This window comes from Streptosporangium sp. OZ121 (genome assembly GCF_051918885.1).
Lineage (GTDB): Bacteria > Actinomycetota > Actinomycetes > Streptosporangiales > Streptosporangiaceae > Streptosporangium.
The window spans coordinates 154,656-178,264 of the sequence record NZ_JBPXMC010000008.1 but is presented as its reverse complement, the minus strand read 5'-3'; the positions used below and the strand labels follow the sequence as shown (position 1 = coordinate 178,264).

Sequence of the window (23,609 nt, the reverse complement as noted above, 5' to 3'; positions counted from 1 at the left end):
GATCTCCTGTGGAAATCGAGCGTCACGAATACGACGTCGTCGTCATCGGCGCCGGCGGTGCGGGTCTGCGGGCGGCCATCGAGGCCCGCCAGCAGGGCAAGCGGACGGCGATCGTCTGCAAGTCGCTGTTCGGCAAGGCGCACACGGTCATGGCCGAGGGCGGCGCGGCCGCCGCCATGGGCAACGTCAACAGCGACGACAACTGGATGGTGCACTTCCGTGACACCATGCGCGGCGGCAAGTTCCTCAACAACTGGAGGATGGCCGAGCTGCACGCCAAGGAGGCTCCCGACCGGGTCTGGGAGCTGGAGGCCTGGGGCGCGCTGTTCGACCGCACCAAGGACGGCAAGATCAGCCAGCGCAACTTCGGCGGGCACGAGTACCCGCGGCTGGCCCACGTCGGCGACCGCACGGGCCTGGAGCTGATCCGCACCCTGCAGCAGCGGGTGGTCGCGCTCCAGCAGGAGGACGAGAGGCTCCACGGCGACGCCGAGGCGTACATCAAGGTCTTCCAGGAGTGCACGGTGACCCGCCTGCTCAAGGAGACGGGGCCCGGCGGGAGCGGCGCGATCTCCGGGGCCTTCGGCTACTGGCGGGAGAACGGCAAGCTCATCCTGTTCGACGCCCCCGCGATCGTGCTGGCCACCGGTGGCATCGGCAAGTCGTACGTGGTCACGTCCAACTCGTGGGAGTACACCGGCGACGGCCACGCGCTGGCCCTGCTGGCCGGCGCGAAGCTGATCAACATGGAGTTCATCCAGTTCCATCCCACCGGCATGGTCTGGCCGCCCTCGGTGCGGGGCATCCTCGTCACCGAGTCCGTCCGCGGCGACGGCGGGGTGCTGAGGAACTCCGAGGGCAAGCGCTTCATGTTCGACTACATCCCCGAGGTGTTCAAGGACAAGTACGCCACCAGCGAGGAGGAGGGCGACCGCTGGTACACCGACCAGGCCAACAACCGCCGCCCTCCGGAGCTGCTCCCCCGCGACGAGGTCGCGCGGGCCATCAACTCCGAGGTGAAGGCCGGCCGCGGATCACCCCAGGGCGGCGTCTACCTGGACGTCTCCACCCGCCTCCCGGCCGCGGAGATCATCAAGCGGCTGCCGTCGATGCACCACCAGTTCAAGGAGCTGGCCGACGTCGACATCACCAAGGAGGCCATGCAGGTCGGCCCGACCTGCCACTACATCATGGGCGGCGTCGAGGTCGACGCCGACACCGGCGCGGCGGACGTGCCCGGCCTGTTCGCCGCCGGTGAGGTCTCCGGCGGCATGCACGGCTCCAACCGGCTGGGCGGCAACTCGCTGTCCGACCTGCTGGTGTTCGGCCGCCGCGCGGGCGCGGGAGCGGCCTCGTACGTGGACGGCCTGGCGGCCCGGCCGAAGATCTCCGAGGAGGCCGTGGCCGAGGCGAGCGCGGAGGCGCTGGCCCCGTTGGAGCGCGCGGGCGAGAACCCCTACGAGGTCCACCACGAGCTGCAGCGGACGATGAACGAGCTGGTCGGCATCATCCGCAAGGCAGAGGAGGTCTCCGAGGCGCTGGAGGCGGTGGAGAAGCTCAAGGAGCGGGCCCAGGGCGTCGGCGCGGCCGGCAGCCGCATCTACAACCCGGGCTGGCACCTCGCCCTCGACCTGCGCAACATGCTCCTGGTCTCGGAGTGCGTGGCGAAGGCGGCGCTGCTGCGCCAGGAGAGCCGCGGCGGTCACACGCGCGACGACTTCCCCGGCATGTCGTCCGAGTGGCGGACCAAGATCCTGCGCTGCGGTCTCACCCCGGACGGCTCCGGCGTCACGGTGCAGGAGCAGGTCCAGCCGCCGATGCGGGACGACCTCATCAAGCTCTTCGACCGCGACGAGCTGAAGAAGTACATCACCGAGGAAGAGCTGGCCGCCTTTGACGCGCTGGCCAAGGAGTAACCATGAGTTACAAGGCGAAGTTCCGCGTGTGGCGGGGCGAGGGCGGCGAGGGCAAGCTCGAGGACTTCACGGTCGAGGTGAACGAGGGCGAGGTCGTCCTCGACATCATCCACAGGCTCCAGGCCACCCAGGCCCCCGACCTGGCCGTCCGCTGGAACTGCAAGGCCGGCAAGTGCGGCTCGTGCTCGATGGAGATCAACGGCAAGCCGAAGCTCGGGTGCATGACCCGGATGTCCACCTTCACCGAGGAGGAGACGATCACCGTGACGCCCATGCGGACGTTCCCGGTGATCAAGGACCTGGTCACGGACGTGTCGTTCAACTACCAGAAGGCCAGGGAGATCCCGTCCTTCACCCCTCCGGCCGACGTGAAGCCGGGCGAGTTCCGCATGCAGCAGATCGACGTCGAGCGGTCCCAGGAGTTCCGCAAGTGCATCGAGTGCTTCATGTGCAACAACGTCTGTCACGTCATCCGTGACCACGAGGAGAACAAGACCAACTTCGCCGGTCCGCGCTTCCTGATGCGGATCGCCGAGCTGGACATGCACCCGTACGACGTGGCCGACCGCAAGGACTCCGCCCAGGAGGAGCACGGTCTCGGCTACTGCAACATCACCAAGTGCTGCACCGAGGTCTGCCCCGAGCACATCAAGATCACTGACAACGCGCTGATCCCCATGAAGGAGCGCGTCGTCGACCGCAAGTACGACCCGCTGGTCTGGCTGGGCAACAAGATCTTCAAGCGTTCCGGCTCGAAGACCTGACCCTCCTCGCCGCTCACGAAGGCGCCGTCTCCGGACTCTCCCGGGGGCGGCGCCTTCGTGTCACCCCGTTGTTTCCTCGCGCCGTTCCCACCGGTTCCCGCACCGCCGTTTCCTCGCGCCGCCGTTCCCGCCGGTCACCGTTCTCTCGTGCCGCCGTCGTCGGTCATGCCACAGCCGCTGTGTCCGCTTCCGCCTGACCTCGTCGGCACGGGCCGCCGCTCTTCTCGGGTGCGACGTCGTTCCTCTTCAACCCGGCCGCGCCGCTGAGCCCGCTGCTTCCCGCTCCGTCCGCGACCGAGTCGCGGGGATCGCTCCCGGACGGTCAGGATCGTTCGCGGTCGTTCGGGCCCGTTCGGGGTCAGGTGGCCCGTTCGGGGTCAGGTGGCCCGTTCGGGGTCAGGTGGCCCGTTCGGGGTCAGGTGGAACGGCGGAAGAGGCCGCGCTTCTTCTTGCCGGTGTCCTGGCCGGGGAGCGGATAGACCGCCGTCGGGGTCGGCTCGGCGGGAAGCCGGTCGCCGGAACCCTTCTCACCGGGGCCCTGGGCGGGACCGCCCTGCGGCTCGGGCCCGAAGGGCCTGGCCGTCTCCCCAGCGGGACCCCCCGCCTCGCTCCGCGCTTCCTGTCCGGACGGCGCGAAGCCGTCCTGGGGACCGCCGGGCAGGGGCCGATCCGCCGAGGGACCCTGAACGGAGGCGTCCTGGGGAGCGGGAACGGGACCGGAGCCGAACGGCCGGAGGTCGTCTCGCGGACCGTCGGCTCCCAGATCGCCCCGGGCGGGCTCCTGCGGGAACGGCGCCCCGGGGAACTCCGGCGCCCCCTGCGGGAGGTGCCCCTCGCCGGAGTCGAACCGCGAGGTGCTCGGGAAGGCGGCCGGTGAGCCGTCCTGGGCCGTCGGGCCGTAGGGCGCCTGTCCGGGCCGCCCCGGCTGCACGTGGCCGGTCTGCGGGTCGTACGGGGCGTGCGGGTCGTGCGGGTCACCGTGGCCGGCGGCCGGCTGCTGCTCGTAGCCGGGTGCGGGCAGGTACGCCGTCGTCTGGTCGTACCCGTGGGGGTACCGCTCGGGGGTGTAGCCCTCCGGGTAGACCGGGGCGTACATCTGCATGGGCACGAAGCTGATGATCGGCGCGTAGGCCGTACCGCCCTGGTAGGGGCCGGGACCGTAGCCGGGACCGCCGGGGTAGGCCATCGGCTCCATCGGGTCGCGGCCCATCCCGCGCGGACCGACCCGGCGGATGGCCGCGGCGTGCGCCAGGCGGCGCAGCCTGCCCTCGAAGATCAGGACGGCGAACAGCACCAGCAGCACCAGGATCAGCGCCGGGATGCCGAGCTGGCGGCTCAGCGTGGCTCCGTCGAACTCGGAACCCGCGTTGCGGATCTCGTACACGGAGGTGCCGGAGGCACTCTCGTCGAGCGCCGCGGTGTCCGACGGCGTGGGCGTGGCGGCGGGAAGCTGGTTCGGCTCGGGGCTGGTCGGCGGGAACTGGGGGTCGTTGTTCTCCGGCGGAGGGGTCTCGGCGGGCGGGGTCACCGGAGGGACGGTGTTCTGGTCCGGCGGCGGCTGCACGACCCCCGTCTCCTGCGGGGGCGGAGGCGGGGCCGAGGACGTCTTGGGAGGCTTGGGAGGCTTCGGCGACGCCGGGACGGTGATCGTGGTGGTCACGGTCTTCTGCGGCACCGCGGTCTCCTCGGAGCCGCCGCCCTGGGGGTCCTCGGTGACCGTGACGGTGACGATCGGCGTGGGCTCCTCGCAGGGCCCGGCCGGATCCACGTCACAGCCCTCGACCTGCGACGGGGTGACACCCATCACCCTGACGGTCGCGCCGGCCGCGGAGGATCCGGTGAGCGGCGCCAGGGCGAGCAGGACGGCGCCGCTGAGTCCCACGGACATCACAACGGCGGAGACAGCTGCCCTGCGCCGTGCTCGCGTCACCGGTGCCCTCCGCGAAATCAACCATGAACACGTCAAAGTAAATACTAGTTGGGCAAAAGTAACAGCAAACCACGTTTTACAAAACGTGTCGCGACCGGCGGCGGCGCTGGATCCTTCTCTGCAGCCACAGGAGACCGAGCAGCGCTCCCACCGCCGCTCCCACCGCCGGGAGACCCCGAACCCCTGTCAGCAGCGGGCTTGACTCGGCGACCGGCTGGACCTGGCCGCTCGGACCGTCGACGTCCTGTGGGAGGGGCGCGCCCTGCGGGCGCGGGTCCTGCGAAAGGGGCACCTGCGCGGCGGGGAAGGGACCCGCCTGCGGCAGCTGGAGGCCGTTCACGAGACCGGGCATCTGGCCCGCCCCCGCCATTCCCATCGAGACCGGCGGCATCATGGGCCCCGGCGCTCCCGCCCCGCCCGGCTGCGCGCCCGGCATCTGCTGTGCGCCCGGCATCTGCGGCCCGCCCGGCTGCTGACCCGCTCCGGGGTGGCCGGGAGGCAGAGGCCCACCCATCGGCCCGCCCATCGGCCCGCCCGCCCCCCGCGGCGGCACGCCGGGCTGTCCCGTACCCGGCTGCCCGATCCCCGGATAGCCCGGCATCATCGGCTGCCCCATGCCCTGTCCCGGCATCGCGGGCTGCCCGCCGACCCCCGGATAGCCGGGGACCATCGGCCCGACCACCGGCCGGCGCGCTCCGGGACGGCCGGCGATCTTCTGCCCGCCCCCCGGGGGGACGGGGCCGAGCGCCTGGAGGCCCGGCCCCATCTGCGGTCCCCCGGGCAGGCCGGTCATCGGCAGGCCGATTCCCGGCTGGCCGATTCCCGGCCGGCCTGGACCCGCGTGCCGGAGGGCCGACCGGCCCGCTCCCTGCCCACGCGCACCGGACCGGCCGGCCGCGTGCCGTTGCGCGCGCGCCTTCCGCCCGGCCGCCTTGCGACCCGTCTGGGAGCCCACGGCCGAGTGGTGCCTGCCGTTCTGTCCCTGAAGCGTGGGGGCGGGCACTCCCTCCGGCGGTACGGCGGCCTGTCCCTGACCGGGCACGCCGGTACCGGCCTCGGGCGTGACGCCCGGGACCGCGGTGCCGTCCGGAAGCCGTGTTCCCTCCGGCGTTCCCTCCGGCGGAAGACCCGGGGTGACCGGACCCGCGGGACGTCCGGGAGCGGTGCCCGCCCCCGGGACCCGGACCGGGGCGGGAGCCACCGGAGCGGCCGCGGGGGATCCGGCCTCCTGCCGCCCGCCCGGCGCGGTGACCCCCGTCTCGTCGGAGGCCGCCGGGCCTCCCGTCGCTCCCGCGCCCCCGGGAAGCGCACCCGCCCGCGGACTCAGCGGCGCGCCGGCCCTCGGCGACGCTCCCGGCCCGGCGGGAAGCGCGGAAGCCGCCGGGCCGGGAAGCGCGGCGGTGCCGTTCGCCCCCGTACCCGCCGCGCCCGGCCCCGCGGCCGGGGCGACGAACGACTTTCCGAGAAGATCGAGCAGGAACGCCGACGTGCGCCGCTCGGCCCTCAGTGCCTCTGCGGCCTCTGCGGCCTGCGGGGTGTCCGGTGCGGACAGGGGAGCACCCTCGACCTCCCCGGCCGTCCGGCGAACCTTGAGGACCATGCTGGCGGCACCTGGCGCCCCGACACCGCGGGCGCCCGCGGACCTGTCCTCCCTCGCGGCGCGGGCGTGTTCCAGCGTCTCCGGCCACGCGACGGCACCCCCGCCCGGCCGCATCGCCGCGTCCGAGCTCTTGATCGTGCTCTGGGCCTGCTGCGTCACCGGCTCGCCGTCGGGCCCGCTCATCCGGGCCAGGGCGGTCACCGTGACGTCCTGCGGGCGCCGCGGCACGGCGAGCAGCACGTCGACGGAGCCGCCCCGGGCGGGCAGGGCGCCGATCACGCACACCCCCGCCCCCTTGGGTACGGGTGCCGAGGACCTGGTCTCCTCAGGACACTCGATGCCCGCGAGCGTCTCGGCGGGGGTCGTCAGGACCGCCAGCCGCGCGTCTGAGCCCGGTCCCTGCAGGCGGATGCGGAAGCGGATCGCCTGATCGGCGCGGCTTCCCGGCGCCCACGTACCGGTGTCGGCGACGGCGGCCAGGTCGAGGGGCGGCGCGGCCGGCTCGTCCATCCGGACGGCGTACACCCCCGTGGATCCGAGGATGAGCACCCCCGCTCCAACAGCGGACACTAACCCAGCACCACGCCACCATACGGTCACCGCATATCTCCGTTCCCCGGGTACGGACACGCGACATCGCCACGTCCAGTAGCAGTTATGTCACGTTGCGGAGTCGATCAATCCTTATTGAACCGACCTTGCCCATCGTTGAGACGACCTTGTACCGCCCGGACGATTGGAAGGTCCGCGGGGAGCCACGCCACCTCGTAAAGCTCGTCCGCGCCCAGCCAGCGCAGATCCAGGTGCTCCCTCGCCTCGGGCTTGCCCTCGGCGACCACCGCGAGCCAGACCCGCAGGACGTAGCCGCCGGCGAGCGCCCAGTCGCCGCCGACGCGCTCGCCCACCTCGATCAGCACGCCGAGCTCCTCCTGGCACTCCCTGACCAGCGCCGTGTGCTCGTCCTCGCCGGGATCTACCTTCCCCCCGGGAAGCTCCCACCCTCCGGCCAGCTCGGGAGGGTCGGCACGCTGGGCGGCGAGCAGTTTTCCGTCACCGTCGACGATGGCTGCGCCCACAACGACCTTTTCCATGGCTCCCGATTCTGTCAGCCCTGCTCCCGCGCCTTGATCTGCGCGAGGATCTGAGGATGTTGCAACGGCCGGGTGAATCCCACGATCCCGGTGCGCTCCCGGTAGGTGGTGACCTTGATCGGCCCGCACAACCGGCATCTCGCCTCGACCATCTTGCCCGGAGAGACCACCATTCCCACGTGCCCGGGACGGTCTGGGCCGGTTCCTGGCCCGGAGTTGAAGAAGACGAGGTCCCCCGCCTGCTCCTCCCCCTCGGGAATCTCTATGCCGAACGGCCACTGGCCGAACGTGGTGCGCGGGATGGTCAGGCCGACGCTCCGGTAGGCCATGTAGATGATCCCCGAGCAGTCGTAGCCGGCCGGGCCCGTGCCGCCCCAGATGTAGGGCTTGCCGCGTTGGGCCAGCGCGTACTCGAGGATCGCGGCCACCGTGCTCGTCGGCGCCGCCTCCAGCATGGGCTCGTCGCAGCTCTCGTCCGCCTCGGGCGGGGTCGTGACCTCGCCGTCCTTGGCGTACTTCCCGGCGATCTCCATGACCTGGTCGACGTACCACCAGGCACGGTTGTAGACGAACAGCGAACGCCGCACGTCCTCCGGCGCGCCGTTCCGCTTCAGCATCTTCGCCGCGCCTAGGATGGCGTCCGCCGGGTTGTACACGTCGGCCCAGCCGTCTCCGTCGCCGTCGGAGGCGTAGCCGTTGAACGTGGACGGGATCTTGATCTTGGCCTTGCCGCCCCACGTGCTGATGAGAAACTGCATCGGCCCGGCGGCGCCCGCGTAGTTGGTGCCGCTCCGCACGCCGGGGAGCGTGGAGCGGCCGTGGTTGGTCTCGCGCTTGCCCACCCCGGCGAGCACGTTCCACTGCACGCCGATCTTCCGGCCGTGCTCGCGGTACAGCTTCAGATACTCCTCGGGGATGTCGGACGTCGCGGTCTCCGACAGGTCCTCCGCCGCCCGCGCGTCCTCCCCGCAGTCGGGCCGTGTCTCCCCGGTGACGGACGGGAAGGACGGGAAACTGCTGATCATCATCATCGGCGCCATGATCAGCGTGATCAGGCAGAGCCCGGCGACTCCGAGGATCAGCGCGAGCCGGAGGTGTTTGCCGTCCCTCATGCGACCTCGCCGCCCGTCCCGCCGCGCATCCGCTCTCGCCCGTACGCGGCCCCGCCCGTCCCGCCGCGCATCCGCTCTCGCCCGTACGCGGCCCCGCCGCCCGACCCGGCGCAGCCGTGCGCGACCCCGTCACGCCGGTACGCGGCCCCGCCGCCCGTCCCGCCGCGCCGGTACGCGATCCCGCCGGTCATCCGGTCGCGCCGGTCTCGAAGGGCTGGTCGTCCCCCTCCTGGCCGGAGTCGGCGGGCTGGAGATCGTGGACCCGCCATTCCGCGCCGACCTGGATGAGCGTGACGGCGTACTCCGCGGTCCTCTCGTTCACCCCGCTCCTGGCCGTGACGTTCTGGGTGCCGACGACCACGAAGACCACCGAGGCGCTGTCGATCTGCCGGATCCCCTTCACGCGCGCCGTCCCGACGGAGACGACCTCGTCGGCCTTGTTCGCCTCGACGGTGCCCGGCGAGGTGACGGTCCGCAGCAGCGCCCCCGAGAACTCCGCCGTGACGTATCCCTTGAGACGGTCGCCGTAGACCGCCGGATCCTCGTCGTAGCTGAAGGTGCCGTACTCGGCGGTGAACCGCTGCGCGTAGTCGGCGGCCGCTGCCAGCTCCTGCTTGGTCATCGGCAGGTAGGAGTAGACGTCGAAGGGCGCGTTGCTGGCCGTCGCCGCCGGGCGCGCCGGCTCCGCGGCCGGCTCCTGCCCCGCCGCCACGGTACGGGTTACCCCCGCCGGCTCCGCCCGGTCCTCAGGGCCCCCTCCGGTGTCCGACCACATGGTCAGGTAGACGCCGACGGCGGCGAGTATCACGACCAGCACCGCGAAGACGGCTCCCCGCCGGCTGCCTCCCTCGATCATTGTCAGTCCTTGCCGCGGTTGGACGGGCGCAGCCAGAACGGCGGCGGCTCACCGGCCTCCCCACCGCGCTCCGCCCGCCTGGTGATCCAGAGCGGCGGCGCCTCGGATGACCTGCCTCCGGAGTCCCGGTTCCGCGAACCACCCGAGCTCCGCGAGGAGCCACCCCCGCCGAAGATGCTCCCGCCGGAACCGCCTGAACCCGAGGAGCCACGCGAGGACCCGCCGCCGTTACGCGATCCCGAGCCGGAGCCGCCCCGCGAGGAGCCGGAACCCGAGGAGCCCCGGGAGGAGCCGCCGCCGAAGATGCTCGTGCCCGAGCGACCGCCCCCCGAGGAACCGGAGGAACCCGAGGACCTGCCCGCCGAGGGCGCCGAGGGCCTGACCGCCGGCGCACCGGACGACCTGCCCGCCGAGGAGGACCCGCCGCCCGAGGAGGACCGGCCGCCCGAGCCTCCCTGCGGGGCCCAGCCGCCGGAACGGCCGCCGAACCAGCCGCTCGACCCGCCCGAGCCGGCCGAGCCGCCCGACCCGCGCCCGGAGGAGCCTCCGGACCTGGTGGGGGGCGCGCCGCCTCCCGTACCGGCTCCGGAGAGGTTGAGCGGCGGCGCCGCGCCGGGGCGGGCCGCGGTGACCGGCCTGCCGGTGCCCCTGCGCCGCCCGGCCGCCTGGGAGTCGGTGTCGAGCGGAGCCGGTTGCGCGCCCGCCGGGACCCGGGTGCCCGACGGTGTGGCCGGCGTGGCACCGCCGTCCTCGCCGCGGACCCTGCCCTGGGCGACCGAGGCGGCCGCCGCCGCGCCGACGGAGGCTCCGCCGGCCATCGCGGCCGCCTGCAGCATCGGCTCGGCCTTGCGCATGCCCCACCGGCCCGCCCTGGCCGCCGCGACCGGCGGCAGCACGGACGCGGCCCGCTGCAGGGTCGGCGCGGTCGCCGCGTCGCCGAGCATCCGGGTGGTGAGCGTGTGCCCGTCCATGGACGAGAACAGGTGCTGGAACGGCCGCCGGTAGAAGAACACCGCGATCGTCAGGATCGCCATGAACATGACCTGCATGCCCCACGGCATCGCCGTGGAGATGATCAGGGCGTAGCCGTACACGAGCACGCCGAGGACCAGGGCGAGCACGGCCTGTCTGAGCAGGGTGCCTATCAGCATCTCCACCCAGCGCATGGCGATGATCCGCCCGGATCCCGGATGGACGCCGATCAGCAGGAAGACCGGCGCGAGGATCAGCAGCAGCAGGAAGCCGACCTTGAGGACCAGCAGCGAGACCGCCACCAGGAAGATCAGCAGTCCCGCGACCACCGCGGCCATGAGGGCGCCGATCGCGACTCCCAGGCGGCTCGTCCAGTCCTTGCCCTGGAAAAGGGGGAAGACCGGCGTGTTCTGCAGCTTGTCGGCGACCTCGGTCTCATATCGTGCCTGGTGGGAGTTCGCCTCCGGTATCTGCTCGGCCTTCATCTCGGCCGCGTCGATCGTCTGGATCTCCAGCAGTTTCGCGCCGAACACCTTGATGATGGGCGCGTCGGCGTCGGCCGTGCCGAACTGGCCCATCAGCCACGGCTTGCAGACCAGGGTGGACCAGAGCGCGTCGGAGTTCTGCTCGACGCCGGGCACGCCGCTCTGGCCGTACCCTCCGCTCTTGACCTGCGGGTTGGTGTCGCCCTTGGCCGGCAGGCAGGAGGTCCCGCCCGCGCCGGGGAGCCCGGAGAAGGCGGAGTTGACCACCTCGCCGGTCTTGTCGGTGACGACCTTGCCCAGCCCCGTGAGATCGCCGGGGCGGCTGAAGAACCAGACCGCCACGGTGACCGCGAGGACCATCCAGATGACGCCCTCGGCGGTGGTGGTGGCGCGCTTGCGGATCAGCCCGTACCAGGCCAGCCAGATGGCGCCGAGGATCACCAGCGGCCGCAGGTACGGCCAGTACATGGCGTCGGCCAGGCGGACCACCATGTCGTCGACGACGTTCTTGATCGACTCCAGCGGGCCCTCGGTGGCCGCCGCCTGGTAGGTCGTGATGGTCAGCCGGTCCAGCGCCTTGGCCCACAGGAAGACCGTGTTGGCCATCGCGTTGCCCATCACCGCCGCGATGTCGTCGCAGCCGAGCAGGTGGGTGTGCCAGAACTGGCCGCTCATGCCGTACGTCGCGTAGTTGCCCTGCACCGCCGGGGCCTGTGCCGCCGGGGCGCCCGGCTGGGCTCCCGGCTGGGCGGCGTCGGGGAGCGGCGGCTGGATCAGGCCGTCGACGCCTCCGGCGACCATGTCCGGGGACAGGTCGGGAGACATGTCGCAGGGAGCCGCGGCGACGGCCGTGGACGTGTCGGCGGGGAACACCAGCGGCAGCGCGAGGAAGGCGGCCAGCGCCACCAGCCCGATGGCGATCCGCCTGCCCAGCCGTCCCCTGCGGGAACCCCTCTCGCGGGAGCCCGTCGCCTCGCGAGGCCCACGAAGCCCGCCGTGCACGCCAAGCCCTTTCGGCCCCTTGAGGGACCGTCTCTCACGAGAGCCCTCAAGCCCCTTGCGGGAGCCTTTCATGACCGCACCTCCAGCGCCGCAGCCCCCGGCCTACCGACTCTGTCGCCCCCAGGAAGATCATGCACTTTCTCGTCGGGTTTGTCGTGGGTCGGATTCGTGTCCAGCCAGCGCAGCAGCTCATCCGAGATCAGGTCCACCCCGATACGGCCCGCGCGACCGTCCAGATCCCGGAAGACGCATTCGCCGTTACCGAGCGAGCGCAGCACCGCCTTGTGCTCCTCCGACGGCTCGACCCCGAGCAGCGCCATCACGTGCTCCACCTCGACCCGTTCCGTGGAGCGGAACGCGAAGACCGACGACAGGCAGTTCGTCACCTGCTCGCTCAGCAGGTCTCCGGCGTTCTGCGAGACCAGGACCAGCGCCGTGTTGCGGGAGCGGCCCATCCGGCTGACCTCGGGCACCAGCTTGGCGCCCTCGGGGGTGGAGGTGATCGCCCACGCCTCGTCCAGGAAGATCGCCTTGGGCGTCCGCCGGTCCAGGCCGTTCATCAGACCCCGCGCGAACTGCGCGACGAGGTAGAGCAGCGCCACCGACAGCCTCTGCTCGTACGAGTAGTCGTCGCGACCGGTGGAGGCGTCGGGCAGCGTCAGGCCGCCCAGGGTGAAGACCGTGGTCCAGCCCTCGGTGTCGATCTGGTCGCCGCCCGAGGGGTCGAAGCAGAGCCTGGCCAGATGCATGTCCGACATGGAGCGGAGCACCGCGCCCAGGTTCTTGGAGGCGGCGTCCTCGGTCCGCTCCAGGAAGTCGACGACCTTGCCCAGCGACGGGTCCTCGGCGTTGGACACCGCGGCGACCGCCTGGATCATCGCCGACTCGCGTTCCTCCGACATGCGGGGCAGCAGCAGACGCAGGGTCTCGGTGGCCATCGTCTTCTTGGCCGCCAGGTCGTCGCCGAACGAGAACGGGTCCAGCAGGCCGGGAGCCGCCGAGCCCAGGGGGATGATCCGCGCCTTCCTGCCCCGCTTCTTCAGCAGTTGCACCAGCGAGTCGGCGTCGCCCTTGGGGTCGATGACCGCGACCGTCACCCCGCGCAACGCCATCTGGTAGATCATCAGCAGCGCCAGCGTGGTCTTGCCGCCGCCGGGCTCGCCGGTGATGGCGATGGCCGTCGGCCGGTTGCGCGTCGCCGCCACCAGCGGGTCGAAGTGCACGATGCTGCGGGCCCGGCCCAGGGTCTCCCCGACGTATGGGCCCATCCAGCCCGAGGCGCTCTCGTCGACCCGGTCGCCCAGGTCGACGGTGGCGGTGGCCATGCCGCCCGCGATGGTGCGCAGCGGCTGCCGCTGCGCGTAGGCGTTGACCCGGACCCGCTCTCCCGGCAGCGTCTCGCAGAACAGCGAGAACTGGTCGCCGGTGGAGTTGACGATGTCGATGCCCATGTCGCGGTAGTGCTCCACGACCGCCTCGACCCGCTGCACGCAGATCTCCTCGGTCGGGGCCGACACGATCAGGCGGTGCCAGCCGTACACGAACGGCAGGCGCTCCTTGGTGATGCCGTGCTCCAGCATCCGGGCCGCGTCGATCTGCTCGGCCAGGGCCAGCGGCGCCTCCGCGCCCGCCTCGCGGATGTGGATGTCCATGTCGCGGGCGTGGGCGAGCTTGCGCGCCACGTCCTTGCTCGCCTTGACCGGCGGGATCAGCCGCATCCTCGAACTGATCTCCACGGGGAAGGGCAGCTGGTCGGCGAAGTGCATCCACGGCTCGCCGTCGGGGAAGGGCATGAGGTCGGGGAAGCGGGCGAAGGACATGTGCGCCACGTAGGAGTCGCCCTGCGGCTGCTCGATGCGCAGCAGTGCCCTGCCGTTGTGGATCTGCCCCTCGACGAGGGACTCGATCTCCCCCTGCCCCCACCGGCGCTTGGGGCTCGCCGAGGCCGGAGGGTCGCCGAGGGACCCGGTCGTGGCGTGCTGGAAGAGCCAGGCGAGCTCGACGGAGGTGGCGTGCCTGGCGTACAGCGCGCTGGCGGACAGCGCCCTGCCCAGCCGCTCCGCCTGCTCGGACCATTTGGCGATCTCGGCCTTGGGGACGTGGTCGTCCTCGATGCCCAGGGCCTTCTCGCTGCGCTGGTAGAAGCCGAAGAGCTGCGAGAGGACCCCGGTGCCCAGCTGCCGCCCGCGCGTGCCGAGCCGCACGCCGAGGTAGACCTCCTTGGTCCAGAAGTCCTTGGCCCAGACGTGGCGGTACATGTCCTCCAGGTAGTCGCGCCAGCCCGGCCCCTCGTCGGAGGTGGCGTTCAGCGCCATCGCCCACTCGGCGGCGGGGTAGGTGCGGTGCGCCACGCGCAGGTGGACCTCGGCGTCGGGCATGCGGATGGCGGCCAGCGCGATCGTGATGTTGGTGGCCAGCGCCTCCCGCTCCTCGGGGGTGATGAACTCGTAGCTCACGGTGGGAAGCCTGAAGTAGGCCCAGACCGACGAGTCGGTCAGCAGGATCCGATCGTCGAAGTATCGGACGGCCAGGCGGCTGCGCGTCCGGGAGGCGCGGCTCACAGCCCCTCCCCCACCGCTCGCGCGGCCCCGCCTCCGCGGCCTCCGCGGCGTCCGTGTCCTCCGCGGCCTCCGGACCCCTCGCCGGCCCGGATCCCGTCGCACCCGCTCGCCCGCGCCTCACCCGGCCCGCCCTGACGAGCCCGGCCGAAGCGGCCCGTACCGGTCTGCTCCGGTCCGGCCGTACGAACCTCGTACGGCCCGTTCACCCGCGCCCGGTCCGACCCGCTCACCCGGACGCCGGCCTGCCCGCTCACCACCTGCACCTCGTCTCGCCCGTTCACCACATCTCCTCGCGCCCGGGGGATCACTGGGCTAGTTCCTCCTCGCTGGGTCGACCCGCCTGAACCGTTCCGAAGCCCGCCACGACGACACCGGCCAGGGCGAGGTACGCCCGGCGGCCCGGTGCCCTCAGGTGGGACGGTTCCACCCGATCGGCCCTGCCGGGGGCCAGCGCGTCCTCCCAGGGAACCCGGACGATCGCCCGGCACCTGCCCCGCGCGACCGCCTCCGCCTGCTCCACGTCGGCCATGCTGCGGCGGCTCACCCCGTTGACGACCATGACCGCCCGGTGGCGCAGGTCGGCGCAGCCGTGCCCGTCGAGCCACTCGTAGGTCATGGCCACCGCGTCCGGCCCGTCCTCGCTGGCCGGGACGACGAGGACGAGCTGATCGGCGTAGGGGAGGACCCGCGCGGCCAGGGCCGCCGCCGGGTCCACGACGATCGTCTTGTAGTGCCGGTCGAGCATGTCCATCGCCTGGCCGAGCCGCCGGTCGGAGAAGAGCGTTCGGTCCGACAGGCGCTGCTCGGCGCCGGCGTCGCTGTCTCCGGCGAGGACCTCCAGCCCCGAGGCGCAGCGGCTGGTGTAGGCGCGCATGCCGAGGTATCCCTGGACGTTGTCGAGCCCGGAGAGCAGGGAGCTCAGGGTCTCGGGCGACTCTCCCTGGATCCTGCCGGACAGGGCGTGGGAGCCGGTGCTGGCGTCGACCGCGAGGATCCGGTCCTCCCGGTAACGGGCGAGGGTGTGGCCGAGCATGAGCGCGGTCGTGGTCTGCCCGGCACCGCCGGTGCATCCCAGGACCACCACCCGGCGGCTGCCGCTGAACACCGCCCTGGCCCGCGCCTCGTCGATCTCCGAGCCGTCCGTACGGCCACCGCCGCCGGGTCCGATCACCACCTGGGCGAGCCGCCGCCAGCCGCCCGAGGAGTCCCGGCCGACCACCGACTCCACCCGGCGGACCCTGGTCTCGGCCTCGCCGCGCGGGGAACCGGTCACCGGCACCGCGGGGGTGACCGGATCCGCCGTGGCCGATCCCGACGGGACCGCGCGGATCGACATGCCGCTTCCCTGGACGCCGGTACCCGCGGGGGCACCGGGCCCTCCCTGCGCGCCCGCGTTCCTCTCCGGCGGCCACGCCTGCGACGTGCCGGCCGGCCGCCCGATCGGCGCGGGCTGCCCCTTGCGGTGCTGGCGCCGCGCGCTCTCCTCGTCCTGCCTGTCCTGCCTGTCCTGCGGGAGCCCGGCCGCCTCCGCGGCGCGGTGCCCGATCGGCGCCGGTCCGACGAACCTCGGCACGAAGGACGGAACGGCCGGGGCGGAGGGCTTCTGGGCGGGGTCGGGCACGACGGCCGGCCGCTCGGCGGGCACCGCACGGGCCGGGGCGGGCGCCTGCACCCGAGGCGGCTCGGGAACCGAGGGCGGCGGCACGGCCGGGGCCTCCGGCCGCTGCCGGGCCGAGGGCTTCGGGGTGGGGGCGACGGTCTCGGAGGACGCTGCGGACGCTGCGGACGCTGCGGACGCTGCGGACACGGCGGGAGGCGCGACCGGCGGGGTCGACGCGGGAGGCGCGATCGGGGCGGTGGCGGCGCGCTGGGCCTCGGCGGAGGCCGCGAGCTTGCGCAGGCGCCGCAGCGCCTCGGTGCCGATGGGAGCGGCCGGAGCCGCGGTCGCGCCGGACGCCGCCGCGGCCTCGGCCCTCGAATCGCTCACCTGCCCCTCGGCGGATCCGGCCGCCGGAACACGGTCCGCCCGCCCCCCGGACCGTCCGGTGAAGCGGTCGGCGGACGGCCGCGAGACCGAGCCCGCGACCGGCGTACCGGACACGGACCCGGCGTCCTCGGTGGACGCGGCGGCCCCGGAGCCGGACGCGGCGGTCTCGGAGGCCCCGGAGTCCTTGAAGGCTTCGGAGGCGGGAACCTCGGAGGCGGTCCCCGGCTCGGCGGGATCGGAGGTCGGGGTCGCGACCGGCACCGAGAGGGACGACACGACGGGCAGGGGCGCGCGCGGCGCGGAAGGCGCGGAAGGCGTCGGGAGAACGGCGGGGACGGCGACCGGGGGCGTCTCAACGGCCCAGGGAGTCTCGACGGCCCGAGGCGCCTCGACGGCCGAGGGCCGGCCGAGAGCCGGGGCGGTGCCCTGGCGGGGGGCGTGGACCTCGGCCCAGGCGACGCGCTCGCGGGCCACCGGAGCGGTGGCGGCGGCCGCCGCGGCGGCGGCCACGGCGGGACGCACCTCGCGCGAGCGGGCGGCGGCGCGCTTGGAGTGGGCGTGCCTGGCCTTGCGCGACGCCTTCACCCGTACGGCCGCGTGCTGCGGCGCGGCCCGCCAGATCCGGCCGGTCAGCGTGACCTCGGCGGGCTCGGAGAGAGGGGCCATCCGGCACCAGGTGCGCGGCTCCCCCACGTAGCGGGCCTGCGACTGGAGCAGCTCGGTGAGTCTCTTGCTCTCGATCACCGGCCGGGTGGAGAGCCAGGTGACGACACCGGGCGGCACCAGGTAGAGCACGTGCCAGGGGGCGGCGAAGGGCAGGCCGAGCAGGTAGAGAAGCAGCGACCACGGGGCCAGCACTCCCACGAACCCACCGATCCAGACGATCGGGAGCGGCATCGGCAGCCGTAGGTCGTACAGCTTGTAGAGCCGCTTCTCGATCCTCCAGATATTGGTGTACGTGGGCAGATCCACGTGATCCTCCTCTCCGCCTCTCCTTGTTTGACCGTTCGAACCCGGTCTCAACCCCCCGAGATGCCCAGTGCGCCCGCGATCGCCTTGGCAGTCACCTCGATGATGTTCGGCACGTAGAAGATCACTCCGATGGCGATCGCCAGGATGATGAACTGGACGAACCTGGTGATCTCACGGGTGAAGAGGAAGAAGAGGGCCACCACCGAGACGATGACCAGGAAGAGCGGGGCGAAGAAGCTGCGGAGGAAGTCAGCGAGGCCCTCGGTGTTGACGCCCGCCGGAGGAGCTGTGGGCTGAGCGAGCTCTATCGCGCTCAGCAGCATGGTCTTGAGAATCACTTCTTGTCCTCCGTACTCACGATCGTGCCCGCCGGGCGGCGACGGGCCCGCGGCGCGTAAGCGCGGGGACCCGGACCGGCGGCTCATCGATCAGGGGGGGTCTGCTCACCGTGGACCGGCACCATTCGATCATGCGTTACCCCGCCACGGATCGGTATGCGCCGCGGATGTCCTTGACGAACCATTTGTCGCCTTGCTTGACCATGGTGAGCAAGTAGGACTGTTCCAGCTTGCCTCCTGTTTGGCCGGGGTCGGCGGGTTCCGGCTCGGCGGACGGCTCCGCCTTCGACGGGACACCCCACAGGACCGTCGCGGTCACCTTGCGGGTGGTTCCCCCCGCGAGGGGCACCATGAAGTCCTTGAGCTGCTGGAAGGTGAACGCGCCGCCGAACCCCTGCAGGGTGACCCCGGCGTCGGCGTACTGCTGCAGCGCGGTGGTGTCACCCGCGTACGCCCTGAAGAAGTCCTCCAGCGTGGTGCGCAGTTCCTGCTCCGCGGCCCGGTCGCGCTCGGGCGCGGCCTTGGGCGGCAGGTCGGCCACCCTCGGCGCGGGCAGGATGCCCGGACGCCCGGCGACGACGAACCTCTTCGCGGCCCGGTCGTGGTAAACGGGCACCGACAGGAGCTGGCGGCGGTCATCCGACTGGTAGGCGACGGTCACGACGGCGTTGTCGGCGTCGACGACCTCGATCCCGTACGGTTGCACCGCTCCAGCGCTCATCCTGCCGAAACCGTCCCAGCCGAACTGCGCCTCGGCGCCCTCGGGCAGGTAGGGGGCGAGTCTCGACTCCCTCTCCGAGAGGCGGGCCCCGTCGAAGTTCAGGTAGACCTCGGCGAACTGGGCCGCGAAGGCGGACGCCTGGGCCGTGGGGAATCCGCCGTCCGGCACGGACACCGCGCCGGAGGGGGCGTTCTGCTGGGTGAAGCGCTCGAAGGGCGCGCGGACCCCGTTCACCACGATGACGATGATCAGCGCCCAGAGCACGGCACGGCCGGTCCACACCAGCCAGCGACCGCCTCCGCCGGACCAGCGTCCGCGCGACGCGCCCCGCCCGCGCGCCGGAGCGCGATCGAGATCGGAATCGTCGGGAAAGTCCGGGTATGCCGACAGCTCGGGGTCGCCAGCGATCCGAGGATCACGCTGGACCGTCGACCTTCGAGCCATCACGCCTCCGCTCGCGTCAATCCTCGGCCGGTGCGGGGTCGTATCGCCGCCGATCCCATTTGGCCATGGTGACGCACTTACTCTAGCCGCCCAGCCGATTCTTCCAGGAAAGCCACGCCTATGCTGCAGGCATCGCGATGACTGAGCAAACCGGGTCTGGAACGCCGACGAGGCCGCCGATGTCGCCGATGACCCGCGAAAAGCGCATTACCCCTGGCCAGCGCATGGGCTGATTACTCAAACGCCACCCATTGCTAACTGGACGGTTCCCGGACTGTCGCGACCTGCGCATTTAACACTAAATACGTCACCCAGGGTCACAACCCCCAAATAACGTGACTCAGCACGCCCGGCCAGGGATGGATCCTCTGATGGGGTGGACAGGCGTCCGGATCTGTCATCGCCACGGGAAGGAACGCCCGGCCGCCCCGCCGGCGGGCCGGGACCTCCTTCGTGACACGCGGGCGGTCAGACGTTGAAGCGGAACTCCACCACGTCGCCGTCGCGCATGACGTAGTCCTTGCCCTCGATGCGGGCCTTGCCCGCCTGGCGGGCGGAGGCGATGGATCCTGCCTCCACGAGCTCGTCGAAGGAGACGATCTCGGCCTTGATGAAGCCGCGCTGGAAGTCGGTGTGGATGACCCCGGCCGCCTCGGGGGCGGTGGCGCCCTTGCGGATCGTCCAGGCCCTGGTCTCCTTGGGGCCGGCGGTCAGGTAGGTCTGCAGCCCCAGGGTCTCGAAGCCCACCCTGGCCAGCTGGGTCAGCCCCGACTCCTCCTGGCCGACGGACTGCAGGAGTTCCAGAGCCTCGGCCTCGTCGAGCTCGACGAGCTCGGACTCGATCTTCGCGTCGAGGAAGACGGCCTCGGCCGGTGCGACGAGCGCCGACAGCTGGGCCCGGAGCTTCTCGTCCACCAGCTCGTCGGCGTCGAGGTTGAAGACGTACAGGAACGGCTTGGCCGTCAGCAGGTGCAGCTCGCGCAGGTCCTTCGAGTCGATGCCCGCGCCCTTGGCCCCGGCGTACAGGGTGGTGCCGCCGTCGAGGAGCTTGAACGCCGCCTCAGCCGCGTCGAGCGCGGCCTTGCGGTCCTTGTTGGTCCTGGACTCCTTCTGCAGGCGCGGAATCGCCTTCTCCAGCGTCTGCAGGTCGGCGAGGATCAGCTCGGTGTTGATCGTCTCGATGTCGCGACCGGGGGCGACGCCGCCGTCCACGTGGGTCACGTCGGGGTCGTTGAAGACCCGGATGACCTGGCAGATCGCGTCGGTGTCACGGATGTTGGCGAGGAACTGGTTACCTCGCCCCTGTCCCTCGGAGGCGCCGCGGACCAGACCCGCGATGTCGACGAACTCGACCTTCGCCGGCAGGATCTTGGCGGATCCGAAGATCTCGGCCAGCTTCTCAAGACGCGGGTCGGGAACGCCGACGATGCCCACGTTGGGCTCGATGGTGGCGAACGGATAGTTCGCCGCCAGGGCGTTGGCGGTCTTCGTCAGCGCGTTGAAAAGCGTTGACTTGCCGACGTTGGGCAATCCGACGATGCCGATGCTCAGGCTCACGTGAGCCGAGTTTACGCGGAATGACCCACTGCTACCCGCCACGGACGGGTCACAGGTCAGAGTCACGGGCACGGACGGAGCCGGTTCCGGTCCGGGAGCGGACCGGCTTCGGGAGCGGACCGGCTTCGGGAGCGGACCGGCTTCGGGAGCGTGTCGGCGCGCCAGGAGTGGCCGGGCCTGGAATCATGCCGGGGTGGATGTCATGGCGCTCTCCTTCCAGCTCGCGGTGGGCCTCGCCGCGGGACTCGCGATCGGGTTCCTGCTGGGCCGGGCGCGCGCCTCCTCGGGAGCCGCGGACGTCACGGCGCGCCTGGCCGACGCCGAGGCCCGCGCGAAGATCGCCGAAGAGAAGGTCGCCTACATCGAGGGGCAGCTCTCCGAACGGTTCCAGGCCCTGTCGAGCCGGGCGCTCGACGTCAACAACCTGCGGTTCCTGGAACTGGCGGAGACGAGGCTGGCCGCCAACCGGGCCGAGGCGGCCGGTGAGCTGGAGCAGCGCAAGCAGGCCGTCGAGCACCTGATCGAGCCGCTGAAGGACACTCTGGCCCGCGTCGAGACGCAGCTGCGCGACACCCAGACAGGCCAGCGGGCCGCCCACGCCGAGCTGGCCAAGCACATCGACGTCGTCCGCGAGAGCAACGAGCAGCTCCGCGCCCAGACGAGCTCTCTGGTACGGGCCCTGCAGCGGCCCGAGGCGCGGGGCAGGTGGGGGGAGCTCCAGCTCCGCAGGGTCGCCGAGATCGCCGGGATGCAGCGGTTCTGCGACTTCGACGAGCAGGTGAGCGTCACCACGCCGGACGGTGTCCTGCGGCCCGACATGATCGTGAGGCTGGCCGGCGGCAAGAACATCGTGGTCGACTCCAAGGTCTCGCTGTCCGCCTATCTGGAGGCCGCCGAGTCGGCCGATCCCGACCACCGGTCGGCCCGGCTCGACGCCCACGCCCGGCACGTGCGCGACCACGTCGACCGGCTCGCCTCGAAGCCCTACTGGCAGGCGTTCAGCCCGGCGCCGGAGTTCATGGTGCTGTTCATCCCCGGCGAGGCGTTCCTCGCCCCGGCCCTGGAACGCGACCCCGCCCTGCTGGAGTACGCCATGCGGCGCCGGGTCCACATCGCCACGCCCACCACGCTGATCACCATGCTCCGCACCGCGCAGTACGCCTGGCAACAGGCCGCGCTCGGCGAGAACGCGCGGGCGATCTTCGAGGTCGGCAAGGAGCTGTACGAGCGGCTGAGCAGCATGGGACGCAACGTCGACGCCCTGGGCCGCTCGCTGAGCCGGGCCGTGGAGTCGTACAACAGGACGGTCGGCTCGCTGGAGACCCGGGTGCTGGTGAGCGCCCGCAAGCTGAACGACCTGGGGCTGGTCGAGACCGACCTGGACACGCCGCAGGCGGTCGAGGACCTGCCGCGTGCCCTGACCTCGCCGGAACTGCTCGCGCAAGAGGAGCCAAGCTCACCTCTCGTATCCCGCCTGAACGGTAGGTTGGCCAACGACCTGCCCTAGAAACTGTTCCCTGACGGCTCCGGCGGCCGGACACTGGAGACATCGGGGTCGACGACGCGGAGGTCCGCGAGGGCCGGGCAGGGTCAAGGGGGCGAGTGGTGGACGAGCGAGGCGGCGTGCAGCCGGCCGGCGGGGTGATCGCATGAGTGAGCTTGACCGGGCCGCGGGCATCCGGCTGACCGTCCGGGGCGCGCTGGCCTTCGTACTGGCGTCCACGCTGGTGGGCAGCCTGCTGCAGGCGCTGCTGGGGGTGGCGGCGCTGACCGGGGCGGCGTTCGTGGCCGGTTGCGTGGCCGCCGCGTCGCTCGTGAACCGCCGGGACCTGCTGTCGCTGGTGGTGTCCCCGCCCCTGGTCTTCTTCGTGACCACCGCGTTCATCGAGGCGGTCCGCTCCCTGTTCGCGCCCACCCCCGTCCAGGCCTTCGGCCTGGGCATGTACACGGCGCTGTCGCAGGGAGCCCCCTGGCTGTTCGGCGGCTCGTTCCTGGTGCTGGTCATCGCCTGGCGCCGCGGCCTGACCCGCTGCGTCCGCGAGCTGCGCGAGGAGCTCAAGGCGACCAAGGCCTCGGTCCCCCGCCCGAGGAGCGGCGGCGACGGCGGCGGCACCGCCTTCGCCCCCGAGCCCGAGGGATACTTCGAGCCCAAGGTGTACGGCACCCCGCGCGAGGGTCAGTAGCGGCCGGACGGAGGCCTCGCCCGTGAGCGAGGCCTCGCCTGAGGGGCCCTCGGGTGACGGGGTCTCCCGAGGTGGGCGCCTGATCCGGAGCCGTGTGATCCGGACCCGTGATCAGCGTGATCAGACCGTGGCGCGCAGGTCCTTGCGCAGTTCGTGAGGGAGCGCGAAGCGCACGCTCTCGTGGACGGACTCGACCTCTTCGACGTCCGCGAAACCGTTCCGCGCCAGGCGGGCCAGGACCTCGGCGACGAGCTCCTCGGGCACCGAGGCGCCACTCGTCACGCCGACCGTGGTGACGCCGTCGAGCCAGGCGTCGTCGATGAGCGAGGCGTCGTCGACCAGGTAGGAGGCGTCGGCCCCGTGGTCGAGGGCGACCTCGACCAGCCGCTTGGAGTTGGAGGAGTTCTCCGAGCCGACGACGATGACCAGCTGGGCCTGGGCGGCGATCTCCTTGACCGCGACCTGGCGGTTCTGGGTGGCGTAGCAGATGTCGTCGCTCGGGGGGTCGATCAGGTTGGGGAAGCGCTCCTTGAGCCGGGAGACCGTCTCGGTCGTCTCGTCCACCGACAGCGTGGTCTGTGACAGCCAGACCAGCCGCTCGGGATCCTTGACCCGCACGGTGTCGACCGAGTGCAGGCCGTCGACGAGCTGGACGTGGTCGGGCGCCTCGCCCGCGGTGCCCTCGACCTCCTCGTGGCCCTCGTGGCCGATGAGGAGGATGTCGTAGTCCTGGGAGGCGAAGCGCTTGGCCTCGTTGTGCACCTTGGTCACCAGGGGGCAGGTGGCGTCGATCGTCTTGAGGCTGCGCAGGGCGGCCTCCTGGTGGACGGCCGGGGAGACCCCGTGAGCGGAGAAGACGACGATGGCGCCCTCGGGCACCTCCTCGGTCTCCTCGACGAAGATCGCCCCGCGCTGCTCCAGCGTCTTGACCACGTGGGTGTTGTGGACGATCTGCTTACGAACGTAGATCGGGGCGCCGTACTGCTCCAGCGCCTTCTCCACGGCCTGCACCGCACGATCAACCCCCGCGCAGTAACCACGGGGCTTCGCCACTAGTACGCGTCGGGTCGCGGGGGTGTCTGAAGTCATGCTCTTATGCTACGTGGACACGCCCGCGA

18 protein-coding genes are annotated in these 23,609 nt (G+C 71.9%); 4 read left to right on the top strand and 14 right to left on the bottom strand.

Annotated elements, in window-relative coordinates:
• Positions 1 to 8: 8 nt before the first annotated feature.
• Positions 9 to 1,916 carry a fumarate reductase/succinate dehydrogenase flavoprotein subunit gene (locus ACTOQ1_RS17625; protein ID WP_440068385.1) on the top strand — a complete coding sequence of 636 codons (1,908 nt, stop codon included), beginning with the start codon at positions 9 to 11 and terminating at the stop codon, positions 1,914 to 1,916.
• 2 nt (positions 1,917 to 1,918) lie between these two features.
• On the top strand, positions 1,919 to 2,680 hold the full coding sequence (locus ACTOQ1_RS17620) for a succinate dehydrogenase/fumarate reductase iron-sulfur subunit (protein ID WP_440068383.1): 762 nt from the start codon (positions 1,919 to 1,921) through the stop codon (positions 2,678 to 2,680).
• Positions 2,681 to 3,095: 415 nt separating this feature from the next.
• On the opposite strand, the gene ACTOQ1_RS17615 is transcribed toward ACTOQ1_RS17620, so the two are convergent.
• The 13 genes from ACTOQ1_RS17615 to ychF all read right to left on the bottom strand — a co-directional run bounded on the left by ACTOQ1_RS17615 (position 3,096) and on the right by ychF (position 20,308).
• Positions 3,096 to 4,568, bottom strand: coding sequence for a hypothetical protein (locus ACTOQ1_RS17615; protein WP_440068382.1), 1,473 nt, complete (start codon positions 4,566 to 4,568; stop codon positions 3,096 to 3,098).
• Positions 4,569 to 4,686: 118 nt separating this feature from the next.
• Positions 4,687 to 6,759 carry a hypothetical protein gene (locus tag ACTOQ1_RS17610; RefSeq protein ID WP_440068380.1) on the bottom strand — a complete coding sequence of 691 codons (2,073 nt, stop codon included), beginning with the start codon at positions 6,757 to 6,759 and terminating at the stop codon, positions 4,687 to 4,689.
• 128 nt (positions 6,760 to 6,887) lie between these two features.
• The gene (locus ACTOQ1_RS17605; protein WP_440068378.1) at positions 6,888 to 7,301 is read right to left on the bottom strand and encodes a (deoxy)nucleoside triphosphate pyrophosphohydrolase; all 414 of its coding nucleotides are present in this window, start codon (positions 7,299 to 7,301) and stop codon (positions 6,888 to 6,890) included.
• 14 nt (positions 7,302 to 7,315) lie between these two features.
• Entirely contained in the window at positions 7,316 to 8,413 is a 1,098-nt protein-coding gene (locus tag ACTOQ1_RS17600; RefSeq protein WP_440068376.1) for a C40 family peptidase, read from the bottom strand.
• Entirely contained in the window at positions 8,410 to 8,604 is a 195-nt protein-coding gene (locus ACTOQ1_RS17595) for a hypothetical protein (protein ID WP_440068374.1), read from the bottom strand. Before ACTOQ1_RS17595 ends, ACTOQ1_RS17600 begins: the two co-directional genes overlap by 4 nt.
• The gene (locus ACTOQ1_RS17590) at positions 8,601 to 9,269 is read right to left on the bottom strand and encodes a hypothetical protein (RefSeq protein WP_440068373.1); all 669 of its coding nucleotides are present in this window, start codon (positions 9,267 to 9,269) and stop codon (positions 8,601 to 8,603) included. The genes ACTOQ1_RS17595 and ACTOQ1_RS17590 overlap by 4 nt, the downstream gene beginning before the upstream one ends.
• A 2-nt stretch (positions 9,270 to 9,271) precedes the next feature.
• Positions 9,272 to 11,728, bottom strand: coding sequence for a type IV secretion system protein (locus ACTOQ1_RS17585; protein WP_440068371.1), 2,457 nt, complete (start codon positions 11,726 to 11,728; stop codon positions 9,272 to 9,274).
• 68 nt (positions 11,729 to 11,796) lie between these two features.
• Positions 11,797 to 14,289 (bottom strand): ATP-binding protein, encoded by a 2,493-nt coding sequence (locus ACTOQ1_RS17580; protein ID WP_440068369.1) that lies wholly within the window; start codon positions 14,287 to 14,289, stop codon positions 11,797 to 11,799.
• The gene (locus ACTOQ1_RS17575) at positions 14,286 to 14,570 is read right to left on the bottom strand and encodes a hypothetical protein (protein ID WP_440068367.1); all 285 of its coding nucleotides are present in this window, start codon (positions 14,568 to 14,570) and stop codon (positions 14,286 to 14,288) included. The genes ACTOQ1_RS17580 and ACTOQ1_RS17575 overlap by 4 nt, the downstream gene beginning before the upstream one ends.
• 23 nt (positions 14,571 to 14,593) lie before the next feature.
• On the bottom strand, positions 14,594 to 17,248 hold the full coding sequence (locus ACTOQ1_RS17570; RefSeq protein WP_440068365.1) for a TcpE family conjugal transfer membrane protein: 2,655 nt from the start codon (positions 17,246 to 17,248) through the stop codon (positions 14,594 to 14,596).
• 47 nt (positions 17,249 to 17,295) lie between these two features.
• Positions 17,296 to 17,571, bottom strand: a complete 276-nt coding sequence (locus ACTOQ1_RS17565; protein ID WP_329093688.1) for a hypothetical protein — start codon at positions 17,569 to 17,571, stop codon at positions 17,296 to 17,298.
• Between the two features lie 151 nt (positions 17,572 to 17,722).
• Complete coding sequence (locus tag ACTOQ1_RS17560; protein ID WP_440068363.1) at positions 17,723 to 18,751, bottom strand: conjugal transfer protein; 1,029 nt, start codon at positions 18,749 to 18,751, stop codon at positions 17,723 to 17,725.
• A gap of 468 nt (positions 18,752 to 19,219) precedes the next feature.
• The gene (gene ychF, locus ACTOQ1_RS17555) at positions 19,220 to 20,308 is read right to left on the bottom strand and encodes a redox-regulated ATPase YchF (protein ID WP_440068361.1); all 1,089 of its coding nucleotides are present in this window, start codon (positions 20,306 to 20,308) and stop codon (positions 19,220 to 19,222) included.
• Positions 20,309 to 20,510: 202 nt separating this feature from the next.
• Here ychF and rmuC point away from each other — a divergent pair, with 202 nt between their 5' ends.
• Both rmuC and ACTOQ1_RS17545 read left to right on the top strand, forming a co-directional pair.
• Positions 20,511 to 21,815 (top strand): DNA recombination protein RmuC, encoded by a 1,305-nt coding sequence (rmuC, locus tag ACTOQ1_RS17550; RefSeq protein WP_440068596.1) that lies wholly within the window; start codon positions 20,511 to 20,513, stop codon positions 21,813 to 21,815.
• A 142-nt stretch (positions 21,816 to 21,957) separates the two neighbouring features.
• On the top strand, positions 21,958 to 22,491 hold the full coding sequence (locus ACTOQ1_RS17545; RefSeq protein ID WP_440068359.1) for a DUF6542 domain-containing protein: 534 nt from the start codon (positions 21,958 to 21,960) through the stop codon (positions 22,489 to 22,491).
• A gap of 120 nt (positions 22,492 to 22,611) precedes the next feature.
• Here ACTOQ1_RS17545 and ACTOQ1_RS17540 read toward each other — a convergent pair whose 3' ends face one another.
• Positions 22,612 to 23,580 (bottom strand): 4-hydroxy-3-methylbut-2-enyl diphosphate reductase, encoded by a 969-nt coding sequence (locus tag ACTOQ1_RS17540; protein ID WP_440068357.1) that lies wholly within the window; start codon positions 23,578 to 23,580, stop codon positions 22,612 to 22,614.
• Positions 23,581 to 23,609: the final 29 nt, after the last annotated feature.

Bases quoted from the DNA above. Each gene is read 5' to 3' on its own strand.
- ACTOQ1_RS17545 (WP_440068359.1), top strand. From the start codon at position 21,958: ATGAGTGAGCTTGACCGGGCCGCGGGCATCCGGCTGACCGTCCGGGGC.
- ACTOQ1_RS17615 (WP_440068382.1), bottom strand. From the start codon at position 4,568: ATGTCCGTGGGACTCAGCGGCGCCGTCCTGCTCGCCCTGGCGCCGCTC.
- ACTOQ1_RS17590 (WP_440068373.1), bottom strand. From the start codon at position 9,269: ATGATCGAGGGAGGCAGCCGGCGGGGAGCCGTCTTCGCGGTGCTGGTC.
- ACTOQ1_RS17620 (WP_440068383.1), top strand. From the start codon at position 1,919: ATGAGTTACAAGGCGAAGTTCCGCGTGTGGCGGGGCGAGGGCGGCGAG.
- rmuC (WP_440068596.1), top strand. From the start codon at position 20,511: ATGGCGCTCTCCTTCCAGCTCGCGGTGGGCCTCGCCGCGGGACTCGCG.
- ACTOQ1_RS17605 (WP_440068378.1), bottom strand. From the start codon at position 7,301: ATGGAAAAGGTCGTTGTGGGCGCAGCCATCGTCGACGGTGACGGAAAA.
- ACTOQ1_RS17565 (WP_329093688.1), bottom strand. From the start codon at position 17,571: ATGCTGCTGAGCGCGATAGAGCTCGCTCAGCCCACAGCTCCTCCGGCG.
- ACTOQ1_RS17560 (WP_440068363.1), bottom strand. From the start codon at position 18,751: ATGGCTCGAAGGTCGACGGTCCAGCGTGATCCTCGGATCGCTGGCGAC.
- ACTOQ1_RS17600 (WP_440068376.1), bottom strand. From the start codon at position 8,413: ATGAGGGACGGCAAACACCTCCGGCTCGCGCTGATCCTCGGAGTCGCC.
- ACTOQ1_RS17595 (WP_440068374.1), bottom strand. From the start codon at position 8,604: ATGACCGGCGGGATCGCGTACCGGCGCGGCGGGACGGGCGGCGGGGCC.
- ACTOQ1_RS17540 (WP_440068357.1), bottom strand. From the start codon at position 23,580: ATGACTTCAGACACCCCCGCGACCCGACGCGTACTAGTGGCGAAGCCC.